The following is a 12,109-nucleotide window of genomic DNA, read 5'->3' as shown; positions in this document are numbered from 1 at the left end:
TTGCAGCGGGTGCAAATGTAAAAATAAATTATTCATTTTATCAAAAAAAATTTGACAAGACCCGAATACTGCAGCATTATTTCATTACTCACCGAAGATAAGCCAGCCACCAGGGAAGTTTTTGGTTATTATAACGGGAATGCATATCTTGTATGTAATTTTTTTCGAATACAACCTGATCCTATAAACCATACCCAATGAATTCCCAGCAGTATATGCAAATGTACTGGCAACAGCTCAAGAATATGGGCCTGAACAATGATGCGCTTGAGATGTACCGCCAGCAAATGGAACAGGCCATGAACGGCTCTCTGAACCCATTTAACGAAAACTTAAAACAGTTCAACCAGTTCTTCACCGGCGATGATGCTGATGAAGAAGCGCTCTGCCGCGAACCGGAAGCAGTACGACTAAACCCCGCCAGCCTCCTGACATCTGAACAGCAATGGGCCGTCGCCTGTGGGGCCGATCTGGCCTTCCTCAACGGGCAATACCTCAACGATATCTCCACCGGTATCACCAGACACGAATGCCGGCAGCTGTTGTCAGAATGGTGGGATATCGACAGTACGGAAGAACTGACCGAAATGTTCGACTGGCTGCGCGACAGCGGCCACCGCATAGAATACGATATCATCCTGCAGGCACTCAATAGTGTGTCCATGAAGGAAAGCAAGGCTTTCCTGCGGGAATACATTATTGCCAATGAGCTGGAAGAAGCGGTAGTGATGGAGAGGCTCCGCAATACCCGCGATGCACTGGAGCTTTTCAGAAAGAAACAACTGATATACGACAAACTGCAACCCGATATGCTGATATGGGATTTCGCCCGCATCATCAACCTGGCCCGTGCCGGTTTTGATGCCGGTTATATCAGCTATGAACAGGCATTACAGGAAATTATGGAATGTGTGCCTGCCATCAAACGTACCTACAGCTCCTGGAAACATTTGTCCTTATCCTACCAGTTTGCCCGCTGTGTATGGAATGGGGTAGAGGAAGACAGCTTCCAGGCCTTGCAGAACAACATGGACTACCTGTTACAAGCCACAGACAGCCCCTGGGTGCTACTTCCCTGGAAAGGATAAAATCATAACATATCAAACAACTTATTGCGGGCCAGCAGGGAAGCACCGATTACGCCTGCTTTGCTGCCCAGCCTGGACAATTTGTACTGCGTGTCATTGTTGACAAGGCTGAGGGAATATTTATTGATAGCACTTCTCAAAGGAAGGAATATGGCTTCGCCCGTGCCCGACAAGGCCCCGCCGAGAATGATCAGCTCCGGGTTATACAGGTTGATCAGAATGGCGATACCCTTACCCAGCTTTTCCCCGATGCTGGCAATCAGCTCGATGGCCAGCGTGTCATCGTGGTTGGCTGCATCCAGAATATCTTCAAGGGTGATATCCTTTACATTCGGAATTTTTTTGGTGATGCTCGAAGTGGCCCCTTCTTTCAACCGCTGCCGGAACTGCCGTATTAATGCCTGGCCTGAGGTCTCTGTTTCCAGACAGCCCTTTTTGCCGCAATGACACAGGATCTCATTATCAAAAAAGGGTATGTGGCCAAACTCCCCGGCAAAGCCGGATTTGCCATAATATAACTCTCCGTTGATCATAACGCCGAGGGCTATACCATAATCAGCATTGATAAAAATGACGTTCTTCTCGTTTTTAACAACCCCGCTGCAGAACTCTCCATACGCCATAGACCTGGAATCGTTTTCCACATAGGTTTTGATGCCCACCTTACTCTCAATCACCCGGGTAAGCGGCTCCTCGTTGAAATAAAAATAACTGTAACTATACCCTGTACGATAGTTGATACGGCCAGACAGGTTGATACAGATACCGGAAATCTTGCGGGCAACCCCTTTCAACTCTTTGATAAACTGGTTGATCAGCCGGCAAAGCTCGTCCAGCGAGGCTTCTGTATTGCTAAGCTCATAAGGTATCTTCTCCTGAAACTTCACCAGCTCCTTCTGAAAGTTGAGCAAACCAATGTTGATATGGGTGTTTTTTACTTCCACACCCAGAAAAAACAGGGAATTGGATTCCAGCCCGTAGAGGTTAGGCCGCCGGCCTACAGTCGATTCTGTTTTGCCGTAATCCTTTACCAGACCAGCTTCTATCAGTTCATTGATCAGCTCCGCAATTTTAGGTGAACTCACATTCAACACCTTGCTTAGATCAGCAATCGTAGTGCTGCCCTGGTTGGCAAACCATGATAGAATGCTCTTCTTTAATTGCAGATTTTTGTAGGCCACCCCCGTTATTTCTTCATTATACAGGTCGCTGAGAAATGAATTGTTCCTTGCCATTAGCGGTTGAAAAAGGATTTGATAGATTATACAAGATAGCGATTTTCTTTCATTGAGGAGATATATATGTATGTTGTAAAAATTTAATGTATTTGGGCGAAGAAAAACCCCGGTATAGACCGGGGTTATATTTATAACGCTATAAAATTTACGTCCCTTATTCAGACGTTTACTGACACATGAGCTTTTTGCTTACAATACATAATACTTTTGCGTTACGAGCATGTCTTCCTGTGGCTCATATTGTTCCTGCAACATCTGCCGCAGGTCTTTTTCAATATTGCGTGCAATGGTTGTCACCGGCGTATCTGTAGGTTTATTTTCGAAAGGGTCCTGCAGATTGATACCCATCTTCTCTATCAGCAGGAAAGAAGAAGCAATCGCAATCACCAGTGGTATCTCCATAAAACCCATCACATCTATCAGCGCAAAAGGCAGCAGGAGTATAAAAAAGATCAGCGTAAAGTGCGTATACAGGCTATAAGTAGCCGGAAACACCGTGTTTTTGATCCTTTCACATCTACCCATGGAATCAGTAAGCCTGGACAATGTTTCGTCCATACACATCTGCTGGTACTGGTTGATCCAGCCATTGTCCAGCGCCAGTTTGAGGTCTTTACCATGTAAAAGCAACAAGGCAGCCGGCACGTTATCATATTTCATCAAATGATTTAACTCCCTCCTTGTTAACAACCTGTCCAAACCTTTTAACGGATCGGTTTTTCGTAGTGCCTGGCCAAGACTAAAACACCAGGCTGCCTGCCGCTTTACAAATCGTTCCTGGAAATGGGCCAGCTCTTCCGACTGATATGTTGCATCCATCAAACTCAGGACCTGCCTCGTCAGGGAACGTGAATCGTTGACAATAGCGCCCCAGATGGTCCTGGCTTCCCACCAGCGATCGTACGCCTGGTTGGACCGGAAAGCCAGCAGCAAAGACAAAACAGTGCCCAATACCATCGGAACAGCTATAGGAATACTGATATTGGTAAAATCAAAACGGTAGTACAATGTGTTGATCGCCATGGTATAAATGGCCACCAGCAGGATTTCGTAACGTATTTTACCAAATACATATTTTAAGGGGATATTCTTCTTTAGTAACATAATACCCTGTTTTTAAAAGTTTACTCTGTAGCCATCAACAGTGCGGAAATGGTAGATCGGGTCACCACTTTATGGGTTCTGGCTAATGTTGTTTTGAGAATCGGATACTTTGAACTGCTGATCAGTTTAGCAGGATTGTAACTCCTTTTAGACGGACACAGATATTCATTGTCTGTAGGCAGTACAATCAGATCTATATTCTGTGCCAGACAGAAATTACGGAAAGCCGCACGGGTATTGCCATGGAAGAATTCCACTTTCAGCTTGCTGACAGAAGATGCATATTTGTTACGGATGATTTCACAACCATCTTTAAAATCAGCTGTGATTAAATCAATATGCCGGCTATTACGGGTATACGTAATCAACTCAAATAGTGAATCCGGCATGTTCAAAGCATGCATGAAGATGATGTTAACAGTTTCGTTGGGGTGTTGTGCAACCACACTGTGCACATATCCAAGTGAGCGTATGGTGAAGTCTGTAGGAATGAGTATATTTTTCATAGCTGTTGCTTTTATAACAACAAAACTAGAACCACGATATTAGTAACTGGTAAGAAGGAAGTTAAAAGGTTGTAAGAATGTGGTAAGAAAACGGTAAGAATAACGGACGCTACAGTGGGAGCTCCACCCTGATCTCGGTTCCGGCGTTTACCTGACTATGTACAATAATGTCTCCTTTATGCATCCGGATAATATTCATCGCCAACGGCAAACCAATACCATAACCCTTGAAATGCCCGGTATTGGAGGCCCTGAAGAAAGGAGAGAAGATATAAGGAAGGTCCGCCTGCGGGATACCGATACCCAGGTCTTTTACATTGATGATCACTTTCAGATCGGTGGCCGCCAGCGCAATGGAAACGGGCTGATTGTTGGAATATTTGATGGCATTCATCACAATATTGCTCAACGCCAGCTCCAGCAACTGCTCATTGCCCGACACAGAAAGCTTTTCCTCTTCTTCAGGGAAAAGGCTGTAATCGATCTCTACATGGTTGCCGGGATGTATTTTATCAATCGTGTTTTTGATGGTGAACAGCAGCTCGTCCATCCGTACCTGGCCCCAGTCCTGCTTTTTACCGTCAAAACCTGTCTGTGCCAGATGTAACAGGCTTTTGGTAATATGTTCCAGTCTGCCGGCCTCACTGAGGATATTTCGTAAAGCGGCTACATAGTTTTCCTGCGTTCGGTTTTTATTGAGGGCCAGCTCTGCTTCTCCGATGATGGCGGTCAGTGGCGTGCTTAGCTCATGCGAGGCATTGCTGACAAAGTTGTTCTGTGTTTCAAAGGCTGTTTCCAGGCGGTCCAGCATGTTGTTAAACGTAGTAGCCAGTTCGTTGATCTCATCCCGGCTTTGTTTGGCATCCAGCCGCAGATGCAGGTTGCGCGAGCTGATGCTTTTCACCTGGTTCATGATATCCCGGATAGGCCGGAGGATATACCGGGAGAAGAAAATACCGGCGCCAATCAGGATGGCCGACGAAACTACAAAACAGATCAGCAGTATCTTACGCAGCCAGGCCAGGTATTCGCTGCTGTACTGGTTGATGGCCGATACGATAACGATATACAACCCCTGTTTACTTTTATACAGCACGCCTTCATAAAAGCGGTTCCCATTGCGGTGGGTGGCCTTACTTTGGGTGAGCACCTGGTGATAAAAGCTGGCAGGCAGTTTCAGTGTGCTGTCCTGGTTGATTTGTCCTCTCCCGCTTACCAGTAGCAGATATTCTTTTTCTGAGGGTAGTTTTTCCAGATGTTCGTCGCGGATTTCGTTATAGATCACGGAGTCTTCCTCGTAATAAGGCAGGGAAGCCTTAGCGGTGATGTAGGCGCGTATCTCCAGCCGTTTGTAAAAGTCTTCAAAGGAATGCTGATTGGCAAAATAATACACCAGGATGCTCATCACCATGATGGTGGAGATGGTGAGTCCTGCAAAGATGAGCAATATCTGGGTACGTATTTTCATTCGTTTTCCTTCAGCATATAACCCAGTCCGGTAACGGTTTGTATCAGTTCCGGCAGGTTGTTTTTGTTGATTTTTTTCCGGAGATAGTTAATGTAAACATCGACCACTTTTGTGTTGGTGTTGAAATCGATGCCCCACACCTGCTCCAGTATTTCCATACGCGACAGTACTTTGCGCGGATTTTTCATCAGATATTCCAGCAGCCGGTATTCGGTGGCGGTAAGCTGTATGGTGTTTCCCTGTCTGTTGGCGGCTTTGGTGTCGGTATTCAGTTCCAGGTCGCCGAGTTGGAGCACGGCAGTCTGTTCTGCTGCCGGCACTACGGGAACGGCTATATTACTTTTCCGCCGCAGCAGGCTGCGTATACGCGCTTCCAGTTCAGCCAGCTTAAACGGCTTCACCAGATAGTCATCTGCACCGCTATCCAGTCCTATGACGATATTTTCTGTGGTACCCAGTGCGGTGAGCATCAGGATAGGAGTAGAGAGCTGTGCATTACGCAGGGACCGGCATACTTCTATCCCATTCATATTGGGCAGCATCACATCCAGTATGATCAGTACAAAAGAGGGATTGTCCAGCGCCATACGCAGACCGCTGGCGCCATCAGGCGCTACGCTTACCTCATAGCCGGCTTCCGCCAAACCGCGCGTGATAACTGATACCACAGCCGGTTCGTCCTCTATCAATAATAATTTCATACATCAACAAATATAGGACATGTCAACTAAAGGTCATCTCTGGCAAAATATTTCTATCTTGCCAAACGAAAAATAAGTACCATTGATCTATGTCTTACCTCTATAGTTATGTTGACCTGGAAGAGAAAATCACGGCCGCCGGCGGTGAGCCCAAAGCGCTGGAAGCCTTATGGAACGGCGATGCCTATGATTGGCGTCTTTACCTGAACTTATATATACAGCCTCAAAACGGCCCGCTGGAAAGGCATTATTTAGGTGATATTATGCTGCCACCGGATTTCTGGGTCCCTGAAGGAGAAACGTCGCCCTGGCTGGAAACAATCCTGGCAAAGGAATGGGGAAAAATGGCCATCCAACAATATGGCCTCGAATTTTATTTCCCTTCACCCGATTATCCGGAGCCTGACTGTCCCTTCTGGACCGAAAGGCAGCAGGGCATCCATTGTACAGACTGTGGCAAACTGATTAAGCCTTCCACAACCGATCTGCCAAAGAAAATATGCTACCATTGCGCTCAGAAAAGAAAAAGCAAAGAAGCACTGCAATCCGATGAGCCATTATACAATGTTGCACATCTGGTAAAAATCGTCAATGAAAAGCCGGAGTCGTTGTTTCCCGGACATTTCAATGAGTTTAAAGATCTGTTTCCGCCACTGCTGGAGGATATAGATACTACGGCCTGGGAAAATACCGATAACTGGACTGCAGCAGATATACCTTTGGCGGCGATGTTGAAATGGAAGGAACAGCATAGTCAGGACATCCGGGATGAGTTGCAACCCTTTAAAACTTACAAACACCATCTTGATCAGCTGGAATTTGAAGGAACGAAATATTATTTTGATGATGCTGAATTCGAGTCATATAACCGGTTATATTACGTCATCATCGGATATAATATTATCGCAGATGCCCTGGAAGAAGGCTCCCCGTTCAGGCTCTATTTCGGTAGAAACATCACTTACCGGGAAGATGTTTTTATGCATTTTATCCGTAACGCAGGAGATGGCCCCATCAGCATAGCCGTTATCATGGAGCATTACAAAGACATGTTATCTCCGGAAGAAATAACAGCCATCCTGCAACAACTGGTACAGAAAGGCGGCCTGCTGATACAGGATGATCACATTTCCGTTACGCAAATCGGGTCCTTCATTCCATAGTCATCACTCCGATTTCAGCGACTGCACCGGATTGGCCAGTGAAGCCCTGATCGTCTGAAAACTAATGGTGATCAGGGCTATCAGTAACGTCAGTAATCCTGACGCACAGAATACCCATCCGGAGATAGTTGTACGGTAAGCGAAATTGTCCAGCCAATGATTCATCACTACCCAGGTGAGTGGTGTGGAAATGACGGCGGCGATGAGTATCAGATAAATAAAATCTTTGGAAAGAAGCCCGGTGATGTGGGCCGCGGAAGCCCCCAGTACTTTACGGATACCGATTTCCTTGGTACGTTTGGTGATACTGAAAGCGGTTAACCCCAGGATACCCAGACAGCTGATAAACAAAGTGAAGAAAGAAAATATCTCCACGATCTTACCAAATTGCTGATCTCCTTTATACTGCTGGTTGTACAGGTCATCCAGAAAGCGGTATTCAAAAGGATAACCGGGATGCTGCTGTTCCCATACACGCCTGATCTGTGCTACCGTAGCAGGCATATCACTTGTTTTTACTTTGATGGAATAAAAAAGACCTGATTCCTGATACCAGTGTATCATGGGGCGCAGTACGTCTTTGAGGGATTGTTGGTGGTAATCTTCTGTTACACCTACAATGGTAGAGTATTTCTTTTCCCTGGAGAAGGCCATAGATATCTTACCGCCGATGGCCGCTTCCGGGCTGCTGAAACCCAGGAGCCGGGCTGCCTCCTTGTTGATCACTGCGTCACCATCATTAGTGCTGCCAGCTATAAAATTGCGTCCGGCTGCCATTTTAATACTCATCGTTGGAATAAAGCCGGCATCGATGCCGTACATGTAGAAGTTGTATCCCTGGCCGGTATTGGAGCCATACTGACTGATACCAGTGGTCGTACTAAGCATGCTGAGGTCTATTCCCGGAATAGACCCGGAGACAGACACCTGTTGTACCTGCGGCAGCTGTAACAGCTCGTTTTTAAAGGCCACCGCTTCCTTTTGCAGGATAGAATCCTGATCGCTGTAGGTGCCAACCACCTCCAATACCTCATCGGCATTAAGGCCAAGAGACTGATTGCGGAGATAAGCCAGCTGCCGGTATACGATCAGTGAAGCGGAAAGCACCACCAGCGCTGCAGTAAACTGCCCTGTCACCAGTACCTTTCTGAATATAACACCTTTAACAGTCCCGGTAAAGGTACGTTTGGTAACACTCACCGGCTGCACGCCGGATAATACTACTGCCGGATAAACACCGGAAAGCAGACAGTTGAGTACAAACAAACCCGCGACCATCACCCAAAGCAGCGGATCAGTGAAAAATCCGGTATCTGCAGGTCTCTCAGCCAGATTGTAATAAAGTGGCAAAAACAGTTTGATCAACACGAGGGCACAGCCCATAGCCAGCAGGTTGATCATCACGGTTTCTATCATAAACTGTCCCACCAGCATTCCCCTGGAAGAACCCAAAGCCTTGCGCATACTGGTTTCTCTCACTCTTTCAGTAGCGCGTGCGGTAGTCAGGTTGATATAGTTAACCGAGCCTATGAGGAGAATGAGCAGGGCCGTTACCAGCAGAAAACGCACCGTCTTGACATCTCCGTTGGTTTCAGGTTCAAAGGTTTTGTGAGAGAACAGATGAATGTCCTTGATAGGTTGGGCGGTGAAAATATTCTCTTTTATTTTTTCCCTGGATAATTTCTTCAGCTTTTCATTGAGCGCAATCGGGCTGCTGTGAGGCATCAACTGCACATAAGTGTAGGTATTGTTGCCATGCCAGGAGTCGAGAACGGCGTTGATGGTGGCGGGCAGCGATGAATAGGAGAAGAGCACATTGATTTTCAGGTGTGTATTTTCAGGCAGATCGTGGATGATACCGCTGATAGTAAATACTTTGTTTTGGGTTTGCAGGGTCCTGCCTTTTACATCGGTCCGGCCAAAGATCTTTCTGGCGGAGGATTCGGTGAGTACTGCCTGGAAAGGGCTGCTCAGGGCAGTGGCGGGATCTCCGTCAATAAACCGGTAATTAAAAATGCTGAATACAGAAGGATCGGCGGCATAGAGCCGGTTTATCCGGATAACTTTATTCCCTTGTCTGATCTCCTGGAACTCTCCCATAGATTGCAGGCGCACATAATCTTTCACTTCCGGCATATCTTTTTTCATCATCGGTCCCAGCGGATAATGGGTTTCACAGTCCGTTACCACAAATTCGGCACCCCTGTACCGATCGATGGTTACACGGTATATATCATCTGCATGGGGGGTAAAATTTTCGTAGCTGTATTCAAACCTTACGTATTGAATAATCAGCAGAAACGCTGCAGTGGCCAGTGCCAGCCCCAGTACATTGATGAGGGTGTAAAACCTGTTTTTGTTCAGGTTTCGCCAGGCAATTTTCAGGTAGTTGAGCAGCATAACGCGGTAATTGGTTGGAATGGGAATATACAATAACATTGCCACCTGTTAAAGTACCTGTATTACAGGGCTGTAGCTGAAACCGGTGTTCGTATATGGACAACCGTTTGTCCGGAAATGAACGGGAGAAATGTTTCGGTGTATTAAAATTTTCTATATTGAGCGCATGAATTCAACCTTATCCCAAGTACCTGTGCTGCGTCCTTTTGTTTTGTCTGGTGGTGGTGCCCGCGGTTATGCCCACCTGGGTGTATTAAAAGCCTTTGCCGAAAAACAAATTTTTCCCGAAGCTATTGCGGCCACCAGCGCTGGTTCTATCGCTGCGGCCTTTATCTGTGATGGTTACCAGACTGATGAGGTAAGAACGATCTTTCAGCAACATAAGCTGGGACTGTCTATGGAGTGGAAAAACTGGCGTTCCGGTTTTTTGTCGTTGAAGAAGGTAGAGCAGGTGCTGCAGAAAACGCTGCGGCATACTACTTTCGAATCGTTACCGTTACCCTTGTATATTACGGCTACCAATTTTGTTACAGGTGAACAGGCTGTTTTCGACAGGGGGCCGCTGATACCCGCTATCCTGGCGGCATCTTCCATTCCGCTGTTGTTTCAGCCGGTGGATATCGAAGGGGTGGCTTATGTGGATGGCGGACTTTCCGGTAACCTGCCGGTAGAACCTTTGCTGCATCAGTATAAAGATGTGATTGGTGTACACGTCAATCCGCTCATACCTTATGATCCGGCAGGTGGGTTTATGGCCAATGTAGAGCGGACTTTACACATGGCTATCCGGGAGCCGGTACAGAAAAGTAAAATGTTGTGCAGCTATTTCGTAGAGCCGGCAGGGTTAGGAAAGTTCGGTATGTTCGACTTCGGTAAATTCGATGCCATCTATACTACCGGTCTCGAATATACGAGGACGCGACTGGAAGAAGTTCCTTTTGTATAGTATGTCCGGAATGCAGCAGCAACGGTACATTCCGGACATAGGCCATTAATTGGCTTCGGTATATTTACGGAAGTTGTCAAGGATGGCCTGCCATCCGCCGCGTTGCATTTCCAGCGGATTGGTATCTTCCGGATCAAATGTTTCCACTACTTTGGTGTTGTTGCCTTCTGCACTGAAAGTGATTCTTACCTTTCTGTTGTCAGCGAGGGCGTATTCGATCAGTTCATGTTCTTTTACATCAGTATATACACCGCCAAAATCGAAGCTGAAGCTACCATCTCTGGCAGCCATGGTAGTGTTGAATTTACCGCCGGTGCGAACATCGTTCTGTGCTTCCGGCGCATGCCATTCTGGTGTAGCAAAACACCATTGGGTGATATGTTCCGGCGCGGTCCAGTATTCCCATACTTTTTCCACAGGCGCGTGAATAGTGCTTTCTACGGTGATGGTGCTTTTGTTTTCGGTAGACATTGTATAGCGGTTTAATTGTTTCGATACTGCAAACTTACTGCGCTTCCTTTGTATACATCATGTGTGAAAACGACAAATGGGAGGCGTTTTCCGCCAAGTATTTCTAAAACCTGATTACCTATGAATCTGAAGAAAAAAATCCTGCCTGTATTATTGTTGACCTTGTCAACATCGCTGGCCAATGCACAAAAGGTTGAAAGGACCTATTTCCCCGGCACGCAAAAAGTACAGTCAGAAATGTATCCCGACTCCGCCCATCATCTTAAAATCCTGAAAGAATATTATGAGAGCGGTAAACGGCGGCGTATCAGTAACTATCACGAGAATGGATCAGGACTTACCGGCGATGATGTGGTATATCATGAAAACGGAAAGATATCCGATTATCGTTTCTGGAAAGAAGGAGTGCCGGAAGGGCGTGCCTATGCCACTTTTACCAGTGGTAAGTTAGCCTTCGAAAAGTTTTATCGCAATGGTTTCCGCTCCGGTACCTGGAAGTTTTATAATGAAGATGGCTCACTGGCGAGAAAACAGGTTTTTAAGGAAAATACCAACCGCTGGGATGATGAGACGGAGCTGGCCGTTACTTCTTTTTATCAGAAGGGAAAACTGGTTTATGAAGAAGAAATCACCGACTATAAAACGAAACAGACAAAGATCATTGATAAGGCTGCATATGACAAGCTGATGGCGAAGAATCCCCTGGAAGGCAAAGCTCTTTTTTTACAAAACTGCGCATCTTGCCATAATGCTAAAGTCGATCTGGTAGGTCCTAAAATGGAGGGAATCGGAAAAATAAGAAGTGAAGAATGGTTGTACAAGATGATCACCAACGGAGATGCACTACGTGATAGTGGCGATAAAACAGCCATGGAAGTGTATGAGAAATGGCAGCATATACGTCATCATCCCAACTTTGAAATCTTAAAACAGGAAGAAGTGAAGGAAATCATTCAATATCTCAAATCTATATAAAAAATAAGGGGCGGTAGAAAACCGCCCCCATCATATTCCTATTTCTGTT

At 46.2% G+C, this 12,109-nt stretch carries 11 protein-coding genes; 4 read left to right on the top strand and 7 right to left on the bottom strand.

Annotated features, from left to right (window positions below):
- Positions 1-197 precede the first annotated feature (197 nt).
- Positions 198-1,088 carry a DUF1266 domain-containing protein gene (locus DF182_RS07540; RefSeq protein ID WP_113615037.1) on the top strand — a complete coding sequence of 297 codons (891 nt, stop codon included), beginning with the start codon at positions 198-200 and terminating at the stop codon, positions 1,086-1,088.
- 2 nt (positions 1,089-1,090) lie between these two features.
- Here DF182_RS07540 and DF182_RS07535 read toward each other — a convergent pair whose 3' ends face one another.
- The 5 genes from DF182_RS07535 to DF182_RS07515 form a co-directional block, all read right to left on the bottom strand.
- Positions 1,091-2,323: an ROK family transcriptional regulator gene (locus tag DF182_RS07535; RefSeq protein ID WP_113615036.1), complete on the bottom strand. Its 1,233-nt coding sequence runs from the start codon at positions 2,321-2,323 to the stop codon at positions 1,091-1,093.
- A 192-nt stretch (positions 2,324-2,515) separates the two neighbouring features.
- Positions 2,516-3,430 (bottom strand): bestrophin family protein, encoded by a 915-nt coding sequence (locus tag DF182_RS07530; RefSeq protein ID WP_113615035.1) that lies wholly within the window; start codon positions 3,428-3,430, stop codon positions 2,516-2,518.
- A 20-nt stretch (positions 3,431-3,450) separates the two neighbouring features.
- Complete coding sequence (locus tag DF182_RS07525) at positions 3,451-3,936, bottom strand: hypothetical protein (protein ID WP_113615034.1); 486 nt, start codon at positions 3,934-3,936, stop codon at positions 3,451-3,453.
- Between the two features lie 109 nt (positions 3,937-4,045).
- A complete protein-coding gene (locus DF182_RS07520) occupies positions 4,046-5,404 on the bottom strand; it encodes a sensor histidine kinase (RefSeq protein WP_113615033.1) in 1,359 nt (452 codons plus the stop codon).
- The gene (locus DF182_RS07515) at positions 5,401-6,105 is read right to left on the bottom strand and encodes a response regulator transcription factor (RefSeq protein ID WP_113615032.1); all 705 of its coding nucleotides are present in this window, start codon (positions 6,103-6,105) and stop codon (positions 5,401-5,403) included. Before DF182_RS07515 ends, DF182_RS07520 begins: the two co-directional genes overlap by 4 nt.
- Positions 6,106-6,194: 89 nt before the next feature.
- On the opposite strand from DF182_RS07515, the gene DF182_RS07510 reads away from it, so the two are divergent.
- Positions 6,195-7,268 carry a hypothetical protein gene (locus DF182_RS07510; RefSeq protein ID WP_113615031.1) on the top strand — a complete coding sequence of 358 codons (1,074 nt, stop codon included), beginning with the start codon at positions 6,195-6,197 and terminating at the stop codon, positions 7,266-7,268.
- A 3-nt stretch (positions 7,269-7,271) separates the two neighbouring features.
- On the opposite strand, the gene DF182_RS07505 is transcribed toward DF182_RS07510, so the two are convergent.
- Entirely contained in the window at positions 7,272-9,707 is a 2,436-nt protein-coding gene (locus tag DF182_RS07505) for an ABC transporter permease (RefSeq protein ID WP_113615030.1), read from the bottom strand.
- A gap of 127 nt (positions 9,708-9,834) precedes the next feature.
- Here DF182_RS07505 and DF182_RS07500 point away from each other — a divergent pair, with 127 nt between their 5' ends.
- Positions 9,835-10,614 carry a patatin-like phospholipase family protein gene (locus DF182_RS07500; protein WP_161964084.1) on the top strand — a complete coding sequence of 260 codons (780 nt, stop codon included), beginning with the start codon at positions 9,835-9,837 and terminating at the stop codon, positions 10,612-10,614.
- A 45-nt stretch (positions 10,615-10,659) separates the two neighbouring features.
- Here DF182_RS07500 and DF182_RS07495 read toward each other — a convergent pair whose 3' ends face one another.
- Complete coding sequence (locus DF182_RS07495; RefSeq protein WP_113615028.1) at positions 10,660-11,085, bottom strand: SRPBCC family protein; 426 nt, start codon at positions 11,083-11,085, stop codon at positions 10,660-10,662.
- 120 nt (positions 11,086-11,205) lie between these two features.
- Here DF182_RS07495 and DF182_RS07490 point away from each other — a divergent pair, with 120 nt between their 5' ends.
- Entirely contained in the window at positions 11,206-12,060 is an 855-nt protein-coding gene (locus DF182_RS07490; protein WP_113615027.1) for a c-type cytochrome, read from the top strand.
- Positions 12,061-12,109: the final 49 nt, after the last annotated feature.

This window comes from Chitinophaga flava (assembly GCF_003308995.1).
Classification (GTDB): Bacteria; Bacteroidota; Bacteroidia; order Chitinophagales; family Chitinophagaceae; genus Chitinophaga; species Chitinophaga flava.
The sequence above is the reverse complement of the archived record's forward strand: the minus strand, read 5'-3'. Positions and strand labels throughout refer to the sequence as shown.